This window comes from Pseudomonas sp. GM21 (assembly GCF_000282215.1).
Classification (GTDB): domain Bacteria; phylum Pseudomonadota; class Gammaproteobacteria; order Pseudomonadales; family Pseudomonadaceae; genus Aquipseudomonas.
Genome location: NZ_AKJS01000164.1, coordinates 1 through 23,360 on the forward strand (window position 1 = coordinate 1; position 23,360 = coordinate 23,360).

Here is a 23,360-nt window from a genome sequence, read left to right on the forward strand (position 1 = left end):
CGCCGCCGAACGCAGCCTCGCAGGCTCGGCAGCTGCTACGCGGGTCATGTTTTGTCAGATTAATCGGTTTTGTCAGGTCGGCGAGAAACCGTCTTTACCCAAGCTTTACGCTCCGCTGACCGCCGCTGACCTTGATCTGCGTATTCTGTACTCATCCGGAACGTACCGGGAACGAGACAAGGAGATTCACCATGCGCAAGACTCTAATCGCTCTGATGTTCGCCGCCGCCCTGCCGACCGTTGCCATGGCCATGCCTGAAGGTAGCGGCCCGATGGACGGCTCGCACCACGGCGGTCAGATGCACGGCATGCACGGCAAAGGCCCGTACAGCCAACTGGACCTGAGCCGCGAACAGCGCGAGCAGATCCGCAAGATCATGGGCGAACAGATGCACGAGCGTAAGCAACTGGTCGACAAGTACCTGGAGAAACTCTCGCCAGCCGACCAGAAAGCCATGAAGGACGAAATGTCCGCCAACCACAAAAAAGCAGAGGCCGACGTGCGTGCCCTGCTGAAACCGGATCAACAGAAGCAATTCGACGAGATCCAGAAGAAAAAGGCTGAGCGTCGCGCCGAATGGGCCGAGTTCAAGGCCTGGAAAGCGCAACAACCGCAAAAAGCGCAATAATGCGCTAACCCCGGACCCAACGGCTCAACCCCGTTGGGTCTGATGCCACTCAGTTCAATTGTGGGAGCGAGCCTGCTCGCGATGAGGGAGTGTCAATCGACATCATTGTTGAATGACCCACCGCTATCGCGAGCAGGCTCACTCCCACATGGATTTGTGTTTGTGTGAGGATTTTCTGTGCGTTCATTGTTCTGGCGAATTCTGGCCAGCTTCTGGCTGGCCATTGCTCTGGTGGCGGGGCTCTCCATTCTGCTTGGGCACATGCTCAACCAGGATGCGTGGATTCTCAGCCGCCATCCGGGCCTCAATACCCTGCCCGAACAGTGGACGCAAACCTACGAATCCCAAGGTGAAGAGGCCGCCCAGGACATTCTGGAACAGCGCAAACGTCAATATCACATTGACGTTCAGGTGTTGAACGAAAGCGGCGACCCGGTGGTGCGTGGCACCTTCCCTCGTCGCGCGGCGGCGTTTGAAGCCCGGCAGAACAACGATGATCGGCGCCTGCCATGGCGTCGTTTGACGGCGGAATACACCAGCGAAAAAACCGGCGACACCTACCTGCTGATTTATCGCATCCCGCACCCTGAACTGGATTCATGGCACCGCGAAAGTCTGCTGTGGCCATTGAGTGCGCTGGGCATTGCCTTGGTGGTGCTGACCTTGTTCAGCCTGTTCGTCACGTTGTCGATCACCCGCCCGCTCAGCCGTTTGCGCGGTGCCGTGCATGATCTGGGACAAACCACTTACCAGCAGAACAGCCTGGTGAAACTGGCCAACCGTCGCGATGAGTTTGGTGTGCTGGCCAATGACTTCAACCGCATGGGCTCGCGCCTGCAAAGCCTGATCGGCAGTCAGCGGCAATTGCTTCGCGACGTGTCGCATGAGTTGCGCTCCCCGCTCGCCCGACTGCGCATTGCACTGGCGTTGGCGGAACGGGCCACCCCTGAGGAACGGGAAAAACTCTGGCCGCGCCTGACCCGCGAATGTGACCGGCTGGAAGCGTTGATCAGCGAAATCCTCGTGCTGGCGCGGGTCGATGCCGACAACGCCAGCGCCGAAGAGGTCGACCTCAACGCGTTGCTGAATACGCTGCAGAAGGACGCACAACTCGGTTCACCCGAGCAAAACGTGCGCCTTGAGGCAGAACCGCAACTGAACCTCAAAGGCTGGCCGACGATGATCGAGCGTGCCGTCGACAATCTGCTGCGCAACGCTCAGCGCTTTAACCCGGTTGGGCAGTCGATCGAAATGCAGGCCGTGCGTCAGGGTGAGCGCATTGTGGTCAGCGTGCGCGACCATGGGCCAGGCGTAAACGCCGAGCATTTGCACCAGTTGGGCGAACCCTTCTATCGAGCACCAGGGCAAACAGCGGCCGGGCATGGCTTGGGCCTGGCGATTGCGCGCCGCGCGGCGGAACGACATGGCGGGAGCCTGGTGCTGGCCAATCATCCGCAGGGCGGGTTTGTGGCCAGTCTGGAATTGCCGCTGGTGCCGGGGGCCATCGCCCAACCGTAAGTACAGGGGTGATGCAAAAAGCTCGCAGCCTCGTTTCACTCGACAGCTGCTACAGAGGCACACGGAACTCTGTAGCAGCTGTCGAGTGAAACGAGGCTGCGATTCTTTTTATCTTCAGGATTTAGCGGTCCAGGCGCTGACGAATTCGGCAAGGTCGACTTTCTCGGCCACGCGCGGTTCTTTCTGCGGTGTGCCGAGGTACAGAAACGCAATCACCTCTTCCCCCTCTGCCAACCCCAGCCCTTTGGCCACATGCGCCGAGTAGGCCAAGTCACCGGTGCGCCACACCGCACCAATCCCTTGCGCATACGCCGCCAGCAAAATCCCGTGTGCCGCACAGCCCGCTGCCAGAAGTTGCTCGGATTTCGGGTATTTGACGTGCTCCTGCACCCGCGCAATCACCACCACCACCAATGGCGCACGCAGCGGGCCGTTACGCGCCTTGTCCAGCGCCGCTTGCGACACCTCGCTGTCTTGCAGCTTTGCCGCTTCGGCCAGCAACTCGCCCATTTGCTCGCGCGCCGCGCCCTCGACCGTCAGAAAGCGCCAAGGCTGCAAATGGCCATGGTCCGGGGCGCGCATCGCCGCGCCAAACAGCACTTCGCGCTGCGCCGCAGTCGGTGCCGGATCGATGAGTCGGGGAACGGAAACACGGTTGAGCAAAGCGTCGAGAGCCTGCATCGGCCACCTCCAGAAAAAATGTTTGGCTATTCTATCTGCAAGTGCGCAAGCGGCGTCGGTTTACATGCCCTGCCCCGCAGGTAGAATGGCGCCCCTCCCACAACAGCCCGAGCGGACTTCATGGCGTTGCCGACCTTACGGATTATCGGTTTTATCATCGGCATCTTCCTGATCACGCTGGCGATCGCCATGACCGTGCCCATGGCGACCCTGGTGATTTTCGACCGCACCCACGAGCTACCTTCGTTCCTGTGGTCGAGCATGATTACCTTTGTCGCAGGCCTGGCGATGGTTATCCCTGGTCGCCCCGAACACATACACCTGCGTCCACGGGACATGTACCTGTTGACCGTCAGCAGTTGGCTGGTGGTCTGCCTCTTCGCCGCGCTGCCGTTTTTACTGGCTCAGCACGTCAGTTTCACCGACTCGATCTTTGAAAGCATGTCCGGCATCACCGCCACCGGTGCCACGGTACTCAGCGGCCTGGACAGCATGTCCCCCGGCATTTTGATGTGGCGTTCGCTGTTGCACTGGCTCGGCGGCATCGGTTTTATCGGCATGGCGGTCGCGATCCTGCCGCTGCTGCGTATCGGTGGCATGCGCCTGTTTCAGACCGAGTCCTCGGACCGTTCCGAGAAAGTCATGCCCCGTTCGCACATGGTGGCGCGTTTGATCGTGGCGGCGTACGTCGGCATCACCATTCTCGGAAGCCTGGCGTTCTGGTGGGCCGGGATGAGCCTGTTTGATTCGATCAACCACGCGATGTCAGCCATCTCCACCGGCGGCTTTTCCACTTCTGACCAATCGCTGGCCAAATGGACGCAACCGGCGGTGCACTGGGTGGCGATTGTCATCATGATTCTGGGCAGCCTGCCCTTTACCCTGTACGTCGCGACCTTGCGCGGCAATCGTCGGGCATTGATCAAGGATCAGCAGGTTCAAGGGATGCTCGGCATGTTGCTGGTGACCTGGCTGGTGCTCGGCACCTGGTACTGGTGGACCACCCAACTGCATTGGCTCGAAGCCTTGCGGCATGTGGCGTTTAACGTGACATCGGTAGTCACGACCACCGGTTTTGCGCTGGGGGATTACAGCCTGTGGGGCAATTTCTCGCTGATGCTGTTCTTTTACCTGGGCTTTGTCGGCGGCTGCTCTGGCTCGACGGCCGGCGGGATCAAGATATTCCGCTTCCAGGTCGCCTATATCCTGCTCAAGGCCAACCTTAACCAATTGATTCACCCGCGCGCGGTGATCAAGCAGAAGTACAACGGTCACCGTCTCGACGAAGAAATCGTGCGTTCGATCCTGACCTTTTCGTTCTTCTTCGCCATCACCATCTGCGTCATCGCGTTGCTGCTCTCACTGCTCGGCGTGGACTGGATGACCGCCCTGACCGGTGCGGCCAGTACTGTGTCCGGTGTCGGGCCGGGGTTGGGTCCGACCATCGGGCCGGCGGGTAACTTCTCGTCGTTGCCGGACGCCGCCAAGTGGATTCTGTCGTGCGGCATGCTGCTGGGCCGACTGGAAATCATTACGGTGTTTGTTCTGTGCATTCCTGCTTTCTGGCGACATTGACCTGCGCCGCCGCTTCTGTGATGTGTGCCCGGTACTCACCAGGGGTGGCATTGAACCAGCGGCGGAACGCGCGGAAGAAGTTGCTCGGGTCGGCGAACCCCAGCAGGTAGGCAATTTCCAGCAGGGTCATGGTGGGCTGGGCCAGGTATTGCTCGGCCAATTCGCGCCGTGTGTCATCGAGCAACGTCTGAAAACTGGTGCCCTCTTCCTGCAAGCGTCGCTGCAAGGTGCGTTGCGACAGGTGCAGCGTCTGCGCCACGGTATCGCGTTTGGGTTCGCCCTGAGGCAGCAGACGGCACAGCACCTGGCGCGCCTTGTGCGTCACGCGGGTTTCGGAGAACCGCGCCAGGTACTCGCCGGCAAACCGGTCATGCAACAGCGCCATCGCCTCGTTGGCAGTGGGCAGTGGCGCTTCCATGTCGGCACGTTCGAAAATCAATGCGTCGTAAGGTGCGTTGAACATCAATGGCGCATGAAAGGCTTGTTTATAGGGTTCGAGGTCCGCGGGCTCATCGCCCTGCACCAACACCTTGCGTGGTTGCAAGGTACGCCCGGTCAACCAGCTGCACAACGCCAGCGCACAGGCCATTGAAGCTTCAGCGCTTTGCCGGGTCGGCGGCAGATGGTCGCCGTGGACCGTCAGAATCAGCCCATAGCCCTCATCCAGCAGGCGGAAACTCAGGTCAGCACTTTCGGCAATGATCCGCTGATAGCGCACCAGCCGCTGAAAGCCTTCGGCCAGTGTCTGGCTGGACATCAATGCGTAACCCGCTACATGAAAGGAGGCCGGTCGCACCACCTTGCCCATGTTCAGGCCGATTGCCGGGTTGCCGGACAGCTCGACCGCGCGCTGCCACAGTCGCGTCATGGAATCTTGCGGGAAGCGCGCATCCGGATCATCCAGTGATGCGTAGTCAAGCCCTAGCTGTTTGAATAGAGCCCGGCAATCCAGGCCGTCCATCTCCAGGGCTTTGACAATTCCCATCGCCCAGCTTGCAGAAGTCGTTCGTTCGCTCATGGCGTTTGCTTATTGTTCTCAATGAGCCGTCTGAGGCGGCTGGTTTCCAAAGGATACTAATGTGGCGCCCATTGTCACTGGCTGATGCCAATGATCACTCTAGACTCAAATAAGCTACCCGACTAACAACTTGCAATCAGAACAATAAGCACAGAGATCGCAGTCGTGGAAAATATCAAACGTTTCAACAGTTTCGCTGAGTTCTACCCGTATTACCTCAGTGAACACAGCAACAGCACTTGCCGACGATTGCACTTTATCGGCACGACGCTGGTCATCTTCATTTTGGCCCTGAGCATCGGCAAAGGCGCTTGGCTGATGTTATGGACCCTTCCGCTGGCGGGTTACAGCTTCGCCTGGGTCGGGCATTTTTTCTTTGAGAAGAATCGACCTGCGACCTTCCAACATCCTCTCTATAGCCTGCTCAGCGATTTTGTCATGTACCGCGACATGATTCTGGGCCGCGTGCCGTTTTAAGCGCCGTTAACAACAAGAGAATAGCCGATGAGTGCCAACGCCCGTTTCACCCACATGAAGGATGGCACACAGGAAGACTGGGCGATCATCGCCGCGGACTTCAGTGCCTATGCGAAACAATTGCCGGCTCGGATTGTGGCGCACCTGAAGTTGCTGGAGGGCGATTTTGGTGGTTTTCCGGTGGACCGTCTCACCCACTCCCTGCAAACCGCCAGCCGCGCCTGGCGTGATGGCCGTGATGAGGAATATGTGGTCTGCGCGCTGCTGCATGACATCGGCGACACGTTGGGTTCCTACAATCATCCGGACATTGCGGCGGCGATTCTCAAGCCATTTGTCAGCGTCGACAATCTTTGGATGGTGGAGAAACACGGGATTTTCCAGGGCTATTACTTTTTCCATCATCTGGGCATGGATCGGCATCTGCGCGAGCAGTTCAGCGAGCATCCGCAGTATCAGGCGACCATCGAGTTTTGCGCCAGGTACGATGCAGCGGCGTTTGACCCCGCATATGAGACCCTGCCGCTGAGCTTCTTTGAGCCGATGATGGAACGGTTGTTTGCGCAACCGAAGAACTCGATCTACAAGGCGGCGATGGAAGAACATTCGCCGGCCTGATAGATCCAGCGGGACCGCTGCGCGGTCCATCGCGAGCAGGCTCGCTCCCACAGTTGACCGCATTTCTCAAGGCGGACTCGGTCCAATGTGGGAGTGAGCCTGCTCGCGATGGGGCCAGCCCGATCAACACAAATTTCAAGCAGGCTCGGCAACCTTCAGCGCCCTCAACTGCGCCTCCCGCGCCTGCGCATCCGCCAGGCGATACAGCTCGATCGTCCCGTCCCAATGCTCGATCAGCGCCGTGCACGACTCCACCCATTCCCCGCAATTGAGGTAATCCACCCCACCGACCTTACGAATCTCGGCATGGTGAATATGCCCGCACACCACGCCATGCAACTCGCGCTTCACGCATTCGTGAGCAATGGCTTCCTCGAAATCGCTGATGAAGCTGACGGCGGTTTTCACCTTGTGCTTGAGGTACGCCGACAACGACCAATAGCCGTAGCCGTAACGGGCACGCCAGTGGTTGAGCCAGCGGTTGAGGGTCAGGGTGAATTCATAGGCCGAGTCGCCCAGAAAGGCCAGCCAGCGGTGATACCGGGTGATGACATCGAACTGATCGCCATGGATCACCAGCAGATGACGACCATCGGCGGTCACGTGCACGGCTTCGTCCACCAATTGAATGTTGCCCAGAATCAGCCTGGAATAGCGGCGCAGGAATTCGTCGTGATTGCCGGTGATGTAGATGACTTCAGTGCCGCGCTTGCTCATGGTCAGCAGACGCCGGATCACGTTGGTGTGCGCCTGGGGCCAGTACATGCCGCCGCGCAGTTTCCAGCCATCGATGATGTCGCCGACCAGGTAAATCCTGTCCGCGTGGTAGCCCTTGAGAAACTGCGACAAGTGCTCGGCCTGGCAATCTCGAGTACCCAGGTGCACATCAGAAATCCACAATGTCCGCACACGTTGCTTGCGACTGGGTTTGGCGAGCTCGGCGCTGGTCATGGGCAACCCTCTGCGATGGTTTTTCCAAGCGTGCGCCGGCCGGGTGAATTGACCATGACAGTGTTGAGTCATTCCTGTGACAACCATGAGCCGGTGTAGACTGGCCGGACCTTGCCCTGGAGAGCGGTGATGCGACCGATCCTCACACTACGCCAATACACCGATGACTTGATCATCCACAGCCACGACCACGCCCAACTGGTGTTTGGCTTGTCGGGTGCGCTGGATTTTGAAGTCGACGGGCATGGCAGTCAGGTGGTGCAGCAGAGTTTTGTGGTGGTGCCGTCCGGTTTCCATCACGCCTGCGGCAGCAGCAATGGCAGCCGTTGCCTGGTGCTGGATGTGCCAAGCGACCAATGGGTTTCACAGTCGCTTGGCGAGCATGCCGAGGCCAGTCGCCGCCTGCTCGATAACGCCGGGCGCTTGCCGCTGGATGCCGGGCAAAGCCAATTGGTCAGTTGGCTGGCGAGCAGTCAGGTCAATGATCCGTTGATCGCGCAACAAGGCGCGGTGCTGTTATTGGCCAGCCTCAATAACGCCAGGCCGGCCAGCATCGGGGGGCGGCGCCTGCCGTATGCGGCTTTGAATGCGCACATCGATCAGCACGCGGCTTATCCGCTGCAAGTGGCGGACCTGGCCGGTATCGCCGGGTTGTCCAGTGCCCGTCTTCACGCACGGTTTGTCGCCGAATGCGGACAGACACCAATGGACTATATCCGCAGTCGGCGGCTGCATATCGCGGTGGGATTGCTGCGTGATTCGCCATTGCCCATCGGCGAGATTGCCAGCCGGGTCGGTTACAGCTCCCAGAGTGCCTTTGCCGCAGCGGTGTTGCGCGAGTTTGGCGTCTCCCCCGGCAAACTGCGGCGCGAGGCTGGCGACAAATGAGGCGAGTCTGACGACAGACACAGCGAGACTTGCGCGATTAAATGTAGCAGCTGGCGAAGCCTGCGTCCGACTGCGCAGCGGTCGTAAAACCTGCACACGCGGTGCGTCAGGTAAATCGCATCTGTCCCGATTGCGACCGCTTCGCAGTCGGACGCAGGCTTCGCCAGCTGCTACAAGTCGGCGAATTCTGTCGGTTTGGATTTTTACGTTTATCAAGGATTGCAATGACTCCCCGTACCGCCCTTGGCGCCCTGCATATCGGCGCATTGATGTTTGGCCTGACCGGCGTATTCGGCAAACTCGCCGCCGCATCCCCCGCTGTCATCGTTTTTGGCCGTGCCGCGTTTGCGATGCTGGCACTGGCGGTGTTTGCGCGCTTCGCCAGCAACACCCGTTGGCGCACGCCTGAAGCCGTGGACTGGCGCCGCCTGCTGCTCGGCGGCTTGCTGCTGGCCGGGCACTGGGTGAGTTTCTTTATTGCGGTGAAGGTGGCGGGTGTGGCAATTGCAACCCTGGGCTTTGCCAGCTTCCCGGCATTTACCGTGATCCTCGAAGGGCTGATCTTCCGCGAGCGGATTCGCGCCAATGAAATCCTGCTGGTGGTTTTGGTCAGTGTCGGGCTGGTGCTGGTCACGCCCGACTTCGATCTGGCGAGTGGCGCCACCACGGGCCTGCTCTGGGCCGTCGGCTCCGGGTTGTTGTTTGCCCTGCTGTCGCTGACCAACCGGGCGAGCTCCGGACGAATCCCGCCAGTGCAGGCCGCGCTGTGTCAAAACGTAGTGGTCGCGTTGTGCCTGCTGCCCGTGGCGGCACCGCAGTTGAGTGACGTGCGCGGCCTCGACTGGCTGTGGATCGGTCTGCTCGGCGTGTTCTGCACCGGCGTCGCACACAGTCTGTTCGTCGCCAGTCTGGCGGTGATCAAGGCTCGCACTGCTGCAGTGGTGTTCGCCCTCGAACCGGTTTACGGGATCACTGTGGCCTGGCTGTTGTTCAATGAAAACCCGACGCTGCGGATGCTGATCGGCGGCGCGCTGATCATCGTCGCCATTGTGGCCTCCAGCAGGCTGTCGGGGGGTTCAAGCAAAAAGACCGTGGCGGCAGAAGCGGCGTCTCACTGAGTGCGGTCGTTGTGGCCCAGGTCGCGGTCCGGATCGATCTGATCGCGGACCCGCTGCTTGAGCACTTTGGCCTCGGGGAAACCGCCATCGGCCTTGCGCTCCCAGAGCTGCACGCCTTCACAGAAAATATGGAACACCCCACCGGTGCCGGGCACCAGCGACACCTTGCCCAAGTCGTCACCAAAGGTGCTGAGCAGTTCCTGGGCCAACCAGGCCGCACGTAACAGCCATTGGCATTGAGTGCAGTAGGTGATGACTATTTCCGGTTTGTGCGCGGTCATGTTGGCTCCTTCAGTTTCAGGTTAAGCGGTTCAAGTTCCAGTGATTGGCCGGTATTACTGAATTCGTCGAGGTAGCTGTCATCCAGTGAGGGCGAACTGTCGAAAGGGTTGACCAGGTCCCAACTTGAATCCATCGACGCATCATCCAGCTTCAAGTGGTACTCGTCGTTAGACACCGGGTCCACTGGCATGACTATCAAAGGTGGCGCACTGTTCAGTTTCGGGTGGCTGGCGCGGTAGTCCTGAAGTTTCAGGGAGGCGAGCCCGGCGTCTTGCAGGCTGTTTTCCGGCGATGCAAAAACGGGATGAAACATCGGCTCCGGCGGTGATGGCAAATCGGGGGAAGCCTCGGGCAATGCATCCTCCTCGCGTCGATGCTTGCGACGGAATAACAGGAGTGCCAAAGCCACCAGCCCCAGCAGCCCAGCCATCAACAATCCATTAGTGGCTTGCGGCTCCTCGACAACGGCAGCGACGGGTACCGCAGGCTCGGTGGCCGCTGAATTGAGTTCAGCCAATCGGGTCTGCAGTTCGGTCACCTGCTTTTTCTGACCGGCGATCTGCTCGTCCTGAGCAGTAAACTTTGCATTCAACTCATACACGGTCTTTTGCAGTTGCTGGTTTTGCAGCACGCTGGCGGCCAATTGTTCGGCGACAACGGGATCGCTCACAGGGACCGCAGGTTGAACCGCGACCGGCGTCGAGGCGGGCTCCTTGATGGAATTTGATGACACCTTGGCCGGCTGGATGTCCGCGAAGGCAGAGGGCTGAGCTTCGACGACCGGCTCATCAGCGACGGGATCGACCGCCTCCGGGTCCGGTGGATCAATCAGGACCGTGTATTCGCGCAGCAAACGCCCGTTGGGCTGATTGAGCTGCACCACGAAATCCAGAAAAGGCTCCTTGACCGCTTTGCTGGAGGTCACCCGGATCACACCTCGGTCGCCGCGCAGGACAGGTGTGAACTTCAGATTGTTGAGGAACAACACCCGCTCGACGCCGGCACGGCCGAACTCATCGGCTGTCGCCAGGCTGACGGACAACTCGCCCTCCTCCAGGCCACCGACATCCACCAGGGCGATGTCGGCGCTCAGCGGCTGATTCAGCGCAGAGTGAAGTGTGATCTCACCCAATCCCAACGCGGGCGCCAATGCCGAGTACGTGAGAGCGCCACCGACCAAAAGCAACCTGGCACCACCCTGCAAAACCAATCGCCAACTCTCAAACATGAGCATCCCTTAACGACAGAACCCACCTGTGCGTGTTCGCACGTCCGTTACGAACACGATATTGCCAAGTAGTTCTTTATAGTCTGCCCAACGGGAGATCCGGGAAGTCCGGCGAGTGGTTATACCTCAAGATTTTTCAAGGTTGGCCAGAATGTGCCCGTGAACCCGCATACACACCTGCAGATCCGCCTCATCGACGCCTGCGAACAGCTCGTGGCGAAGTTGCGTGGCAATGGTTTCAATATGTTCGATCAGAGGGAGGGCCGGCGCGCAGAGGACAATTTTTTTGGCCCGGCGATCCTCAAGCACAGCTTGACGCTGGACCAGGCCCTGGGACTCCAGACTATCGAGCAAACGGGCCAGGGTCGGACCTTCGACACCCACGCTTTGTGCCAGCTCACGTTGAGTGGGGGCTTCATCGAAACGTGCCAGGTGCAGCAGCACCAACCAGCGTGCCTGGGACAGTCCCAGGCCAGCGAGACGACGGTCCAGTTCGGCACGCCAGCCACGGGACATATGGGCCAGTTGCATGCCAAAGCGGTGTTGATCGGTTAACGGCATAAAACACTCATGATCAGACTGAAAATAGTAAAACCTAATTATTAGTCAGCTAAGCATGACCGTACGCTTGAGGCAAGACTCGGTCTTTAGTGAATCGTTACATCAACCTACAAGACCGCTTAAACCTCAAACTCCGATTGCAGGGCGGCACGCACGCAATACAAAACGCCTTCCGGCACGCGCCCGGCAAACAGCGCCGCAATCTCCGAAACCGCTGGCAACTCACCTTCACCGTCGAGGAACGCATCCTGGACTTCGCCCATCAATTCTTCAGGCAGATCCAGCGCCTGCTCCAGCGACAGCTGCTGCTTGCCAATCGCTTCGGCGAGCATGGTGTAGACGTTCTTTTCCGAGCATTGCAGTTGACCGGCGATTTGCAGCGGCGTCATGCCGGCACGGGCCAGGGTGATCAGTTCGTGGCGCACGTCGGCCACGACTTTCGGAGCCTCGACCTGACCGCCCAGTACTTCGAGGAAGGCCTCGCCGTAACGTTCGAGCTTGCGCGCGCCAACACCGCTGACGGTAGCCATTTGCGACAACGAGGTCGGCTGGCTGCGGAGCATTTCCAGCAACGTCGAGTCGGGGAAGATGACATACGGCGGCACGCCATGTTCTTCGGCGAGTTTGCGCCGCAAGGCACGTAGCGCCTCCCACTGCTCGCGTTCTTCGCCCCGCACCAGTTGGCTCGCCTGGCTCTTGCTGCTTTTGGCGGTGGTTTGCGGCTTGAGGTCGCGGCGCAGCTCCAGGGTCACTTCACCCTTGAGCAGCGGCCGGCAGGTGTCACTCAGGCGCAGACCGCCGTAGCCTTCGAGGTCGATGTCGGCCAGGCCACGGGCAACCAGCTGTCGGAACAGGGAGCGCCATTCACTCTCGCCCATGGCTTTGCCGACACCAAACACTGACAAATGCTGATGACCAAAGCTGCGGACCTTTTCGTTGTCCTTGCCCAGCAACACGTCCACAAGATGCCCGACGCCGTAGCGCTGGCCGGTGCGGTAGATCGCCGAAAGTGCCTGCCGGGCCGGCTCGGTGGCGTCCCAGGTCTGCACGCCATCGACGCAGTTGTCGCAATGACCGCACGGCTCGGGCATGTCTTCGTCGAAATAGGCCAGCAGTGTCTGGCGACGGCAGCGGGTTTCTTCGCAGAGCGAGAGCATCGCGTCCAGCTTGTGCTGTTCCAGGCGCTTGTGACGCTCATCGCCTTCGGAGTTCTGCAACATTTGCTTGAGCATCACCACGTCTTGCAGGCCGTAAGCCATCCAGGCATCTGCCGGCAGGCCGTCACGACCGCCGCGACCGGTTTCCTGGTAGTACGCCTCCAGGGATTTCGGCAAATCGAGGTGAGCGACAAACCGCACGTTGGGCTTGTCGATGCCCATGCCGAAGGCCACGGTGGCGACCATGATCAGGCCTTCCTCGTTGAGGAAGCGCTTCTGGTGGTGGGCCCTGGTTTCGTTGGGCAAACCAGCGTGATACGGCAGCGCCGGGAAGCCTTGCTCGCTGAGGAATACCGCGACTTCGTCGACTTTCTTGCGTGACAGGCAGTAAACGATGCCGGCATCGCTGCGCCGCTCGGCCAGGAACGCCAGCAACTGTTTGCGTGGCTGCTCCTTGGGCACGATGCGATAGAAAATGTTCGGGCGATCGAAGCTCGACAGAAAGCGTTCGGCGTCCTGTAGATGCAGACGGTCGACGATTTCTTCGCGGGTGCGTTTGTCGGCGGTGGCGGTCAGGGCGATGCGCGGGACGTTGGGGAACAATTCCGCCAGCTGCCCCAGTTGCAGGTATTCGCGACGGAAGTCATGCCCCCATTGGGACACGCAGTGCGCTTCGTCGATGGCGAACAGGGCAATTTCAAGGCTTTGCAGGAAAGCCAGCATGCGCGGCTGGACCAGACGCTCGGGCGCCAGGTAGAGCATTTTCACTTCGCCGCGCTTGATGCGGGCCGCCAGGTCGCGCTGTTGTTCGGCGCTCAGCGTGGAGTTCAATGCCGCAGCCGCGACGCCCAGCTCTTCGAGGGTGGCGACCTGGTCGTCCATCAGCGCGATCAGCGGCGACACCACCACCGCCAGGCCTTCGCGCAGTAGCGCCGGTACCTGGAAGCACAAGGATTTGCCGCCACCGGTAGGCATCAGCACCAGGGCATCGCCGCCACTGGCCACGCGCTCAATGATTGCACCCTGACGGCCACGAAAACTGTCGTAGCCGAAGATGTCCTTGAGGACGCGTTGAGCCTGTTCGAGCATAAAAACTCCAAAAATCACAAAAACATCCCTGCAAGGCTGGTTCAGAACCACGCACGCTGCACCGACAAATCGTAAGCGCGCATTGCATGAGGCTGCACATTTCAGCCGCGTCGCCAGCAGGGCATCACAAAACGCGCGAGTATACCCGAGCGCTCCCTTGCACAGGGCACCGCTGATAAGACACATGAACCCAATGCAATGCAGAACCCTGTGTGAGCGGGCTTGCTCCCACAGGGAATGTGGTGTTCTGTATTCCTGCGAGGGCGCAAATATGCCGTGCGGCTGGCCTGAGCGCTCAAGAAGGCCTAGAATTCCCGCATCGAACATTCCCCAAGGTAGCCCTTTAATGTCCTTCGCTGAGCAACTAACCCGTTTGCAAGTCTTCCTCGACGCCGACGAACTGCATGACGAGGCGCTGGACTACGTGGCCGCCCACGGCTATCTCACCGCGCTGTCGATCTGTTCCGAAACCGTTCCTGACCGTGAATGGATCGACGCCCTCTTCGCCGAAGAGCCGCACTACGCTGACGACACCGAGCGTGAAGCGATCGAATCCACCCTGCTGGCCCTCAAGGCTCACATCGCCCGCCAACTGGCGTCCGACGAAGAGTTCGAGCTGCCATGCGAGCTCGACCTGGGCGACGAGCCGGATGATTCCGACCTGCGCGGCTGGTGCATCGGGTTCATGGAAGGCGTGTTCCTGCGTGAAGCCGCGTGGTTCGAAACCGCCGAAGACGAAGTCAGCGAAATGCTGTTGCCGATCATGGTCGGTTCGGGTCTGTTCGACGAGCAGCCTGAGTTCGAAGACATCGCCAAAGATGCCAACCTGATGGACGACATGATCGTGCAGATCCCGGAAGCCCTGACCGCGCTGTACCTGCTGTGCCAGGCACCAGACGAAAAACCGGCGATCCTCAAGCCACGTCACCACTAAGGTTTTGCCTATGGACAACCCCATAGGCAACCGCTCCCTGATGTTGCGTTACGTGCTGCTGGCCATCGGCTGGCTGAGCGTAACGCTAGGGGTGATCGGGATCTTCCTGCCGGTATTGCCCACCACCCCCTTCCTGCTGCTCGCCGCCGCGTGCTTTGCCCGCAGTTCGCCGCGTTTTTATCAGTGGCTGGTGGGACATCCACGGCTGGGTCCATGGATTCGCGACTATCTCGACGGTAACGGCATCCCGCTCAAAGGCAAGGTCTACGCCATCGGATTGATGTGGGCGAGCATCCTGCTCTCCTGCTATCTGGTGCCTTTGCCGTGGGCGCGCGGGTTCATGCTGACCAGCGCCGTGCTGGTAACGATCTATATCCTCAAGCAAAAAACCCTGCACAAGCCCTGACCCGACAATTTGTCCGCCCCCGCTGAAAACACCGCCTAGACTTCAGACATCTTCACGCGAGTTGCCACATGTCCCGTCGTCCGCGTAGTCCAGGATGGTCAACGCTCCGACTTCGACTCGGCGGATGGCTGCTGCTGGCCGGCTTCCTGCTGATGGGTCTGGGCAGCGTCCTGGCTGACTGGGACTTTTCGCAGATCCTGCAAACCGCCGAAAAACGCTATGGCCCGCTCGGCCCCGCCAAGGGAAGAATCGAGGCCTGGAGTCAAATGCTCAAAAGCGAACTCAAGCAGCCGGAGCGCGAGCAACTGAATGCGGTCAATCGTTTCTTCAATCAGCAGCTGAATTTTCAGGATGACACGCGCATCTGGCGTCAGACCGATTACTGGGCCACGCCAGAAGAATCGCTGATCAAGGGCGCCGGCGACTGTGAGGACTACGCGCTGGCGAAGTATTTCAGCCTGCGCTATCTCGGGATTCCCAGTGAGAAACTGCGCATCACCTACGTCAAGGCCCTGGCCCAAAACCAGGCGCACATGGTGTTGACCTTCTATAGCAGCCCCACGGCCGAACCGTTGGTGCTGGATAACCTGATCAGTGAGATCCGCCCCGCGTCCCAACGCAAAGACCTGCTGCCGGTGTACGCCTTCAACGCCGAAGGCCTGTACTTGCCGGGGGCCAATGGCGGCAAACGCAGCAGCGACTCAAAAAAGCTGTCACGCTGGCAAGACGTGTTGAAAAAAATGCAAGCCGAAGGGTTCGCCGTGGGCGAAGGCTAGTTGCCACCGCAAGGAGCGTTTTATGTCACTGCGCAAACAGTTGTTTCTCGCCATTTGCCTGTTCCTGCTGGTGGCTTTCAGCGGCAGTTTTTTTGTCAGCCTGGAAAGCTCCCGCGAACAAACGCTCGGCCAGTTGCGCTCCCACGCCCAGGACGCCGCCACCGCGCTCGGTTTGTCGCTGACCGCACAGATCGACGACCCGGCCATGATCGAGCTGATGGTCAGTTCGATTTACGACAGCGGTTATTTCAGCAGTATTCGCGTCGTCAGCATTGTCGATGAACAGGTGTTGGTGGAACGCAGTGCCCCCGCGAAAATCAAAGGCGTTCCACGCTGGTTCGTCAGGCTCGTCAACCTGAGCCCAGAGGGTGGTGACGCGCTGATCATGCGCGGTTGGGACCAGGTGGCGCGGGTCGAAGTGATGAGCAACCCGCAATTTGCCTTGGCCAAACTCTGGGACAGCACAGTGGGCAGCCTGATCTGGTTGCTGATCTGCGGATTACTCAGCGCGGTATTTGGCGGTTGGCTGTTACGCCGGCAATTGCGCCCGCTCGACAAGATGGTCAAGCAGGCCGAAGCCATCAGCAAACGCGAGTTCCTGAGCCTGCCGAAACTGCCGCGCACCCCGGAATTGAAGCGCGTGGTGCTGGCGATGAACCAGATGGTCGAAAAGCTTAAGACGCTGTTCGCCGAAGAAGCCTCGCGCAGTGAAAAACTGCGTGCCGAGTCTTATCAGGACAGCCTCACCGGCCTGGCCAACCGGCGCTTGCTGGATGAGCAACTGGCGGATCACCTGCTGGTCAGCGAACAGAGCAGCACCGGCCACTTGCTGATGCTGCGGATCAACGACCTGGTCGGCCTCAACCAGCGTCTGGGTGGCCAGCGCACTGATGCACTGATCAGTGCGGTTGGCGAGCTGCTCAAGCGTCTGACGCAACCGCCGGAACGGCGCACCTGGCTGGCGGCGCGCAATCGCGGCGGTGAGTTCAGCCTGCTGACACCGGGTCTGGACAGCGTCGATGCCGCACGCCTGGCTTCGGAAATCAGCGCCACCCTGGAAAACCTGCGTCTGACCGATGCCAGCGATTGCATGCCGGTGGCGCACTTGGGCATCGTCGCCTATCACCCCGGCGAACCGGCCAGCGATGTACTGTTGCGCCTCGATCAGGCACTGACGCAAGCCCGGCAACACCCCGAGCGACCGTGGGTCTGTCTGGCCGATACTGACACCGCCACCAACCATACCCAACATGACTGGCGCAGCTGGATCGACGACGCCCTGACCCACGGCAAACTGCGGCTGTATTTCCAACCCGTCGTGCAATGCGCCGACACCAGTCAAGTGCTGCACCACAAAGTTCTTGCGCGCCTGCTCGACCCGAGCGGCGAAGCGATTGCCGCCGGGCATTTCCTGCCGTGGATCGAGCGTCTCGGCTGGTCCGCGCGTTTCGACCTCGCGATGCTCGAAGCGACCCTCGACTATCTGGTCCTCAACCGTTGGCCCTTGGCGTTGAGCCTGTCCGGCAACACCCTGCGCGACCCGGCGCAGCGGCGAGAAATCATCGACTTGCTCGACTCACTGCCAGACCTGGCACCGCTGCTGACCCTGGAAATCGACGAACGCCAACTGCCGCCCCCCGACGAACTACAGCGAATGACCCACAGCCTGCTCGACACGGGTTACCGCCTCGGCTTGCAGCATTTTGGCGGCAGCTTCAGCCAGATCGGCAATCTGACGCAACTGGGGCTGGCCTATCTGAAAATCGATGGAGCGTACATCCGCAGCATCGATGTACAGCCAGACAAGCGGCTGTTTATCGATGCGATTTTTCGGGCGACAAACAGCATTGATCTGCCATTGATTGCGGAAATGGTGGAGACGCAGGGGGAGTTGGAGGTGATTCGGGAATTGGGGTTGTTTGGGGTGATGGGACGGTTGATCGGGCCGCCGGAGCCGATGTGAGAGTATAACCGTTCGTCTACAACCTGTCAGATCTGACAGTAGCCAGCGACTTCCTGCCGGGTGCCTGATAGCACATCAGTCCCCTTCAGCCTCTTCCCGGCAAGGAGCAAAGCTATGGCCGACGATCAACCCAAAACACTCCATAACGCTATTCTGCGGCTGTATCCACCAAGGCTTCCCGAGGGCACTGTTCCGGTCGTAGGCGCCGATGTAGGCGTGCCCTTGCGCATTTATGACTTGGCGCCGATGGGGGCCACAGTTGAGGTTGATGCTTTTGTTGGTCAGGAAGGCGGCGAAACCGTCTCGCTGAATCTGAACGGCCAACTCAGCATTGACAGCAAGCAGACCGTAGGTGTCGACGACAGCGTTACGATATACATTCCTAAAAAGTTGCTGCTCCCCGATATCATCAATCGTCTCACCTACACGGTGAAGCGTGGCAGCCAGAACATGGGCACTTCCGAGCCCGCGCTGGAGTTGCTGTACAACGCTATCAGACCCGGCAATCAGAACCCTGATCCGGGTGGAGACGGCCACGCTCGATTGGAGTTGTTGCTGCCCGACACCATCAAAAACGGTGTTGGCCCCGACTTCCCTGTCGCAGGCGATCAAGTCTGTGTGGCTTATCCATTTTGCCGGGCTCACGACGTTATCCGTCTGAACTGCAATGGCCACGATGTGTTCCATACCGTCACTGCACTGCAAGCGCCCAAGCCTGGTACAGATGAGCCGGTCACCGTGTGTTTCACCGTGACGCGTGCCGATCTGGAAAGTGCCAAGGACGATCCAAAGTTCAAGTTTTCCTTCACCGTTACCGACCAATTGGGGAATGGCCCGGACACCGACTCGCCCTGGTCGGCTACACACATCGTCGATGTGGACCTGGCCGGCACGCGCTTGCCAGCGCCAATCCTGCGGGAAATCCAGAACGATCCGACAGACGACTCAGGCATCATCGACCTGGAGAAACTGGGCAATAACCCGCTCCTGCTGATCGTATTGACCAACGACCCGCGCTTCCAGCCAGGCGACACCATCAGTGCGACCTACACCGCAAAAATCATCGGCCAGCCAGATGTGGTGGTGACGGTCACCGACGATGTCGAAGCCGATGAGTTCGGGCAAAAGAAACCGTGCGTACTGCAAGTGGCCAACGACAAAGTCATTGTCAGCAGCGTGGTGACGGTGACGTATCAGTTGTTCAAAGGGGGGATGCCGGCCGGCACTTCCAAAGTGGCCACGGCACGGGTCATTGGCGAGGGGCTACCGGACCTGCAAGCGCCGCGGTTGCAGAAGTCCGTCAATGGCGTACTCGACCCGCTGGACCTAGCCAATCAGCAAGGCGCCAACGGCCAGGTGGAAGTGCTGGGTTATCACGATGGCGACACCGTCCAACTCATCGTCGAAGGCACTCCTGGCGCAGGCTCTCCGACCTTCACGCCCCTGCCGCTGAACGCCAACAGCCGTGCCAATTTCCCACTGAACAACGCCTTCATCGCGGCGAACATGGGCAGTCAGGTCAAGCTCAGTTATCTGCTGATTCGTGACGGAAAACCACTGCAGCCATCGCCGGTGTTGATCGCCACTGTCGGCAAAATACCGGATGGTCACCCGAGCCTGCCAACTCCAGCCATCGACCGCGCAGCGGGGAACGAATTGGATGTGACTCAACTACAACCCAGTGATCTGTTACGCGTCAGTGAGTGGCCGCATCAAGTGGCGAGGCAAAACGCCTGGCTGGAGTATCGAGGTGTCGATAAGAATGGCGAGGCAACTTCCTTTGAAGATCGTAAAGGCGAACCTCACGATACGTTGCCGGGCCTGAGCAGGGCTGTACCTATTGCTTGGTTGAAAACGCTCATGGCCGACAGTGAATTGGCGATCCTTTACAAGCTGAATTTTGACGGCATCCCCAATTACCAGAAAGCAACTGAATTTCCGAAGAGGTTCTACAAGATCAAGGCGAATTTGCCATTGGAAATATCCGGGCTGACAGCATCCCCACACTCCCACCCTCATCTATTCGCGGTTGGTTCTGGATTTCCTCGAACCGGCTTTAATGGCGCCCGGTTTCGTATCAACGTGGAAGCCGGAGTACCACCTTACACATTCTCCTCATCCTCAGGGGTCAATCAGATTGACCCGACTGGCATCGTCACTATCAAAGGTAAAGACCAATCGACCTTTACTGTTAGAGACAGTAGTGGAGCAACCACCGCATTTACCATGCAATCATTGCCTCTGTTCTTTTCAATTCCTGACAAACTTTTGCACAATTACCATTACGCCTCTAACGGCGGGAGATTGCCTTCCATTGCTCAAATGACAGCCGCCACAACAGGCAATCCCACGCAATACATCCGGGCAGTTGGAAGTTTGTTTGGCGAATGGGGGAATCTGATGAGCGGGTATGGATGGCCAAAAGGTGGTCTCGGTGGAGGCCAAAATCATCCTGACGGACATCACTACTGGACTTCACAGGCAGCCCCAGATAATGGGAATTTCTATGTTGTTTCTCCACAAGCAGGCTCGATTGGTGTCCTTTGGCGTGACTGGCAGATACCTTGTACCTACTTGATTTAAGGAAAGTCCTGAGGGTGAATGGAGATGTTTAATCAACAACTCCAGACACTCTCTCAGCCTACACATCCTTGCGCCACTGCCTACGACTGCGCCAGAATCCGCCGGCTTGTGCGCCTTGGGTCGGAGCTCTATCGTTTCCGGGTCGCTGACGAATCAGCGATCGGGTTTCGCAGCCCGGTAATCTCTAGACGCACGACGTCCTCCGTTCATGAGCAGGTGCTTTACGCCTGTCAGTCCATGTTATGGCGGTTGTGCGTGGGAGGCCTTCGGGTCTGCCGGTTCTAGAGTCCCGGTCTGCGAACCCGCGTACAGCTGCCACCTCCCTTTGCTTCGCAGCAAAACCTGGCAGCTCCATGACTCTAGGAGCCTCATATGTTCAAGATCACACCCAACCCACCCGAAACCGACGACGTCTCCCCCTACGAATCCACCGATTCCAAAAAACTCAACACCGCCGCCGACCGTGCCCTCGATTACTACCTCAAGCCGGTCATTCCCAAAGACACGCCGCGCAAGCCCAGCACCATTTTCTTCATTGCTCCCGAGACCGATGACGAAACCTTACTGGTCAATGCCTGTGAGTCGTTGGCGTCAGCGAGTGTCATGTTGAGTGATTTCGCGGGGCAGTTGAACGGCCCGCAGCGCCATACCCTGCTGGGCATTCAACAGAACGTCATGCTGGGCGAATTGGCGGTGAACCGGATGCTGGATAACGTCGACCCGCAAAACTAACGCTGATCTGTGGCGAAGGGGGCAAGCCCCTCTCGCCACAGGGCTGCTTGGACCACGATATCGCTTATCGCGAACTGGCTCGCTGCCACAGGGAATGTCGGCTGGTTCAAGAGTTGTGTTCAGGGTCGACTGGACCACCGCGACCATTTGTCTGGAAACCGCTTCAACCTGTAATTTCTGACAGTAGCCAATTTGCCTTCCTGGGGTGTTTGATCGCCTGACCCACTCCCGCTAGTCGTTTCGATAAGGAAGGTATCCCATGACATTCGATCAATCCAATCTCATCGATTCAACTGCAACGATGGCCGAGCCAATGGCCCCAAAAATACTGGAGGCTGATGGGGTCGAAGGTGATCGGCTCAACTTCGATAAAGTTTACGGCGCCAGCCACATTACCGCTCAAGTGCCGCATTACACCGGCATGACCACGGGGCATACGGTGCGCATCACATGGGGAAATCCTCGCTACACGTACCATACGGAGGTCGTGACGGTCGGCACTCCGGGGGTTATCAATCTGCCGATTCCACTCCTGGAAGTCATCGATGCCATTGGCCATACCGTGAGTGTTTACTACACCGTTCGCACAGCACCGGGCGCGCCTCTGATTCCTTCCAGAGAACTGTTACTGCATATCACCCCCCACCAATTCGATCTATTGCCGCCGACGCTGTCGAGCGATAAAAAAACCCTTAGCGTCAACTACGTGGGCATGAGCACCGGCTACACCGTTCGCATACGTGCCATTGGCAAAACCGTATGGGACAGTGTTGAACGCCTGGTCCAGACGGGCGTGATTCCAACGTTCACGCTCCCGCCAACCTGGATCGCTGCCAATCAAGGGGTCACGGCGAAGATCAATTACAGCGTTTACAAATTCGGCAGTGGCGACCGACTGATGTTTTCGAAGGTGCTGAGAGAGGTGATTGGGGAGCAAGTATTGCCAGCGCCAACCCTCGGCTCGGTGAAAGGCTTGCCCAGTGGTGTTGAGATTCCGGATGGCGGCAACACACCCGAAACCAACGCGACGCTGACCGGCAAGGCCGATAATGGCCAGAAGGTGGAGATTTTTGACGGTTCCGGCTCAGATGCGGTGTCCAAGGGAACGGCGACCGCCCATGCAACGACAGGTGTCTGGGAGCGCACCATCTCTGTCGCGGTGGGTGCACACCGTTTGTACGCCAAATCGCTTTATCACAGCGAACCAACCTATTCGAATGTGCGTACCTTGACTGTGGTGTCCGGGCTGATCGTGGATACCTCATTACTTCTATTAAATGGTGTGATGATCAGAAGTGGATACAGCCCGAATCTCAATGGCGTCGACGCAATAGGAAACACCGCCGTGCGACAAGCAACCGGAGGTGTACTTCCCTATACATATGCATCAAATACCCCGGCCATCGCTACTGTGAGCGCTGACGGCAAAGTGACGGGTATGGGAAATGGCTCAGCCACCATCACGATCCGGGATAAACTCGGTGCGTGGGCCAGTTACAATGTTTCGGTTTCAAACATCTATAGTTTGACGCTCTACCACCTGAGGGTGGCTGGCAGGCCGTGGAATTATGCAAATTACACCGCTAGCCTACCTGCAAATGGCTTCATTGGCCTGACGCCGAGTCTGCGTGCAGTCATGGAACGCTGCTACAGGCGTCCATGGTTTGTTTGGAGTAATTACCCCAATGCCTGGACTGGAGGCGGTGTAGGGGAGGCGTACAACAGTGTATCGGGTAATCTTTACGCTGCCAGCGTGAACTCGGATCTAGACTACGGGTTTGGCTTTGAGCTGTCCGGTTGAAGGGCTATGCAATCTGACGATGACGACGCAATAACCGTTGCTCCACTACCCGCATAGGTCTCTGTTAAACGGCAGAGAAACGTGCTGGAAAGGGACGGGCTGATTTTGGAAAAGACGTGGAAAAGGGACGCGGGAAAAGGGGACGCATTTATTTATTCGGAACGTCATGCTGGGTGAACTGGCGGTGAACCGGATGCTGGATAACGTTGATCCGCAGGGCTGATGCGCTGAGTCCTGCGTGGTTTGGTAGCGAGGGCTGACCGTAGAATTTTGTGGTGCCTGGCCTGGCCTCTTCGCGGGCAAGCCCTAATACCGATCAGTTAAGCAATTTCTGCGGTAACGCAATTGTTGTAGCAGCTGGCGAAGCCTGCGTTC

Annotated in this window: 21 protein-coding genes; 14 read left to right on the forward strand and 7 right to left on the reverse strand. The window is 58.8% G+C overall.

What is annotated here, in order from left to right; genetic code table 11:
• Positions 1-191: 191 nt before the first annotated feature.
• Entirely contained in the window at positions 192-629 is a 438-nt protein-coding gene (locus PMI22_RS03980; RefSeq protein ID WP_007948561.1) for a Spy/CpxP family protein refolding chaperone, read from the forward strand.
• 177 nt (positions 630-806) lie between these two features.
• Positions 807-2,147 carry a sensor histidine kinase gene (locus PMI22_RS03975; protein WP_007948562.1) on the forward strand — a complete coding sequence of 447 codons (1,341 nt, stop codon included), beginning with the start codon at positions 807-809 and terminating at the stop codon, positions 2,145-2,147.
• Positions 2,148-2,261: 114 nt separating this feature from the next.
• Here PMI22_RS03975 and PMI22_RS03970 read toward each other — a convergent pair whose 3' ends face one another.
• Positions 2,262-2,828 (reverse strand): nitroreductase family protein, encoded by a 567-nt coding sequence (locus tag PMI22_RS03970; protein WP_007948563.1) that lies wholly within the window; start codon positions 2,826-2,828, stop codon positions 2,262-2,264.
• Positions 2,829-2,948: 120 nt separating this feature from the next.
• Here PMI22_RS03970 and PMI22_RS03965 point away from each other — a divergent pair, with 120 nt between their 5' ends.
• Positions 2,949-4,403 (forward strand): TrkH family potassium uptake protein, encoded by a 1,455-nt coding sequence (locus tag PMI22_RS03965; protein WP_007948564.1) that lies wholly within the window; start codon positions 2,949-2,951, stop codon positions 4,401-4,403.
• Here PMI22_RS03965 and PMI22_RS03960 read toward each other — a convergent pair.
• A complete protein-coding gene (locus PMI22_RS03960; protein ID WP_081502831.1) occupies positions 4,360-5,421 on the reverse strand; it encodes an AraC family transcriptional regulator in 1,062 nt (353 codons plus the stop codon). The two genes, PMI22_RS03965 and PMI22_RS03960, sit on opposite strands and share 44 nt — an antisense overlap.
• A 165-nt stretch (positions 5,422-5,586) precedes the next feature.
• On the opposite strand from PMI22_RS03960, the gene PMI22_RS03955 reads away from it, so the two are divergent.
• Positions 5,587-5,898: a DUF962 domain-containing protein gene (locus tag PMI22_RS03955; protein WP_007948566.1), complete on the forward strand. Its 312-nt coding sequence runs from the start codon at positions 5,587-5,589 to the stop codon at positions 5,896-5,898.
• A 27-nt stretch (positions 5,899-5,925) separates the two neighbouring features.
• A complete protein-coding gene (locus PMI22_RS03950) occupies positions 5,926-6,516 on the forward strand; it encodes an HD domain-containing protein (RefSeq protein ID WP_007948567.1) in 591 nt (196 codons plus the stop codon).
• Positions 6,517-6,651: 135 nt separating this feature from the next.
• Here PMI22_RS03950 and PMI22_RS03945 read toward each other — a convergent pair whose 3' ends face one another.
• On the reverse strand, positions 6,652-7,467 hold the full coding sequence (locus PMI22_RS03945; protein WP_007948568.1) for a UDP-2,3-diacylglucosamine diphosphatase: 816 nt from the start codon (positions 7,465-7,467) through the stop codon (positions 6,652-6,654).
• A gap of 129 nt (positions 7,468-7,596) precedes the next feature.
• Here PMI22_RS03945 and PMI22_RS03940 point away from each other — a divergent pair, with 129 nt between their 5' ends.
• Positions 7,597-8,355: a helix-turn-helix transcriptional regulator gene (locus tag PMI22_RS03940; protein ID WP_007948569.1), complete on the forward strand. Its 759-nt coding sequence runs from the start codon at positions 7,597-7,599 to the stop codon at positions 8,353-8,355.
• Positions 8,356-8,579: 224 nt separating this feature from the next.
• Entirely contained in the window at positions 8,580-9,473 is an 894-nt protein-coding gene (locus tag PMI22_RS03935; RefSeq protein ID WP_007948571.1) for a DMT family transporter, read from the forward strand.
• Here PMI22_RS03935 and PMI22_RS03930 read toward each other — a convergent pair.
• From PMI22_RS03930 to recQ, 4 genes are all read right to left on the reverse strand, one after another.
• Positions 9,467-9,754, reverse strand: coding sequence for a SelT/SelW/SelH family protein (locus PMI22_RS03930; RefSeq protein WP_007948573.1), 288 nt, complete (start codon positions 9,752-9,754; stop codon positions 9,467-9,469). The two genes, PMI22_RS03935 and PMI22_RS03930, sit on opposite strands and share 7 nt — an antisense overlap.
• Positions 9,751-10,983 carry a type IV pilus assembly protein FimV gene (locus PMI22_RS03925; protein WP_007948575.1) on the reverse strand — a complete coding sequence of 411 codons (1,233 nt, stop codon included), beginning with the start codon at positions 10,981-10,983 and terminating at the stop codon, positions 9,751-9,753. The genes PMI22_RS03930 and PMI22_RS03925 overlap by 4 nt, the downstream gene beginning before the upstream one ends.
• 126 nt (positions 10,984-11,109) lie before the next feature.
• Positions 11,110-11,544 (reverse strand): MarR family transcriptional regulator, encoded by a 435-nt coding sequence (locus PMI22_RS03920; RefSeq protein ID WP_007948576.1) that lies wholly within the window; start codon positions 11,542-11,544, stop codon positions 11,110-11,112.
• Positions 11,545-11,663: 119 nt separating this feature from the next.
• Positions 11,664-13,790 carry a DNA helicase RecQ gene (recQ, locus tag PMI22_RS03915; RefSeq protein ID WP_007948577.1) on the reverse strand — a complete coding sequence of 709 codons (2,127 nt, stop codon included), beginning with the start codon at positions 13,788-13,790 and terminating at the stop codon, positions 11,664-11,666.
• A 346-nt stretch (positions 13,791-14,136) separates the two neighbouring features.
• Here recQ and PMI22_RS03910 point away from each other — a divergent pair, with 346 nt between their 5' ends.
• From PMI22_RS03910 to PMI22_RS03885, 7 genes are all read left to right on the forward strand, one after another.
• The gene (locus PMI22_RS03910) at positions 14,137-14,724 is read left to right on the forward strand and encodes a UPF0149 family protein (protein WP_007948578.1); all 588 of its coding nucleotides are present in this window, start codon (positions 14,137-14,139) and stop codon (positions 14,722-14,724) included.
• A 10-nt stretch (positions 14,725-14,734) separates the two neighbouring features.
• Positions 14,735-15,130: a YbaN family protein gene (locus PMI22_RS03905; protein ID WP_007948581.1), complete on the forward strand. Its 396-nt coding sequence runs from the start codon at positions 14,735-14,737 to the stop codon at positions 15,128-15,130.
• Between the two features lie 68 nt (positions 15,131-15,198).
• A complete protein-coding gene (gene lapG, locus PMI22_RS03900; RefSeq protein ID WP_007948582.1) occupies positions 15,199-15,906 on the forward strand; it encodes a cysteine protease LapG in 708 nt (235 codons plus the stop codon).
• A 22-nt stretch (positions 15,907-15,928) separates the two neighbouring features.
• The gene (gene lapD / locus PMI22_RS03895; protein ID WP_007948583.1) at positions 15,929-17,869 is read left to right on the forward strand and encodes a cyclic di-GMP receptor LapD; all 1,941 of its coding nucleotides are present in this window, start codon (positions 15,929-15,931) and stop codon (positions 17,867-17,869) included.
• 114 nt (positions 17,870-17,983) lie between these two features.
• Positions 17,984-20,452: a hypothetical protein gene (locus PMI22_RS30045; protein ID WP_007948584.1), complete on the forward strand. Its 2,469-nt coding sequence runs from the start codon at positions 17,984-17,986 to the stop codon at positions 20,450-20,452.
• Between the two features lie 372 nt (positions 20,453-20,824).
• On the forward strand, positions 20,825-21,184 hold the full coding sequence (locus PMI22_RS03890) for a DUF6124 family protein (protein WP_007948585.1): 360 nt from the start codon (positions 20,825-20,827) through the stop codon (positions 21,182-21,184).
• Between the two features lie 259 nt (positions 21,185-21,443).
• Positions 21,444-22,985: an Ig-like domain-containing protein gene (locus tag PMI22_RS03885; RefSeq protein ID WP_007948586.1), complete on the forward strand. Its 1,542-nt coding sequence runs from the start codon at positions 21,444-21,446 to the stop codon at positions 22,983-22,985.
• The last annotated feature ends 375 nt before the right edge of the window (positions 22,986-23,360 follow it).

Bases quoted from the DNA above. Each gene is read 5' to 3' on its own strand.
- PMI22_RS03885 (WP_007948586.1), top strand. From the start codon at position 21,444: ATGACATTCGATCAATCCAATCTCATCGATTCAACTGCAACGATGGCC.
- PMI22_RS03935 (WP_007948571.1), top strand. From the start codon at position 8,580: ATGACTCCCCGTACCGCCCTTGGCGCCCTGCATATCGGCGCATTGATG.
- PMI22_RS03890 (WP_007948585.1), top strand. From the start codon at position 20,825: ATGTTCAAGATCACACCCAACCCACCCGAAACCGACGACGTCTCCCCC.
- PMI22_RS03960 (WP_081502831.1), bottom strand. From the start codon at position 5,421: ATGAGCGAACGAACGACTTCTGCAAGCTGGGCGATGGGAATTGTCAAA.
- recQ (WP_007948577.1), bottom strand. From the start codon at position 13,790: ATGCTCGAACAGGCTCAACGCGTCCTCAAGGACATCTTCGGCTACGAC.
- PMI22_RS03920 (WP_007948576.1), bottom strand. From the start codon at position 11,544: ATGCCGTTAACCGATCAACACCGCTTTGGCATGCAACTGGCCCATATG.
- PMI22_RS03970 (WP_007948563.1), bottom strand. From the start codon at position 2,828: ATGCAGGCTCTCGACGCTTTGCTCAACCGTGTTTCCGTTCCCCGACTC.
- lapD (WP_007948583.1), top strand. From the start codon at position 15,929: ATGTCACTGCGCAAACAGTTGTTTCTCGCCATTTGCCTGTTCCTGCTG.
- PMI22_RS30045 (WP_007948584.1), top strand. From the start codon at position 17,984: ATGGCCGACGATCAACCCAAAACACTCCATAACGCTATTCTGCGGCTG.
- PMI22_RS03930 (WP_007948573.1), bottom strand. From the start codon at position 9,754: ATGACCGCGCACAAACCGGAAATAGTCATCACCTACTGCACTCAATGC.
- PMI22_RS03965 (WP_007948564.1), top strand. From the start codon at position 2,949: ATGGCGTTGCCGACCTTACGGATTATCGGTTTTATCATCGGCATCTTC.
- PMI22_RS03905 (WP_007948581.1), top strand. From the start codon at position 14,735: ATGGACAACCCCATAGGCAACCGCTCCCTGATGTTGCGTTACGTGCTG.
- PMI22_RS03950 (WP_007948567.1), top strand. From the start codon at position 5,926: ATGAGTGCCAACGCCCGTTTCACCCACATGAAGGATGGCACACAGGAA.
- lapG (WP_007948582.1), top strand. From the start codon at position 15,199: ATGTCCCGTCGTCCGCGTAGTCCAGGATGGTCAACGCTCCGACTTCGA.
- PMI22_RS03910 (WP_007948578.1), top strand. From the start codon at position 14,137: ATGTCCTTCGCTGAGCAACTAACCCGTTTGCAAGTCTTCCTCGACGCC.
- PMI22_RS03940 (WP_007948569.1), top strand. From the start codon at position 7,597: ATGCGACCGATCCTCACACTACGCCAATACACCGATGACTTGATCATC.
- PMI22_RS03925 (WP_007948575.1), bottom strand. From the start codon at position 10,983: ATGTTTGAGAGTTGGCGATTGGTTTTGCAGGGTGGTGCCAGGTTGCTT.
- PMI22_RS03980 (WP_007948561.1), top strand. From the start codon at position 192: ATGCGCAAGACTCTAATCGCTCTGATGTTCGCCGCCGCCCTGCCGACC.
- PMI22_RS03945 (WP_007948568.1), bottom strand. From the start codon at position 7,467: ATGACCAGCGCCGAGCTCGCCAAACCCAGTCGCAAGCAACGTGTGCGG.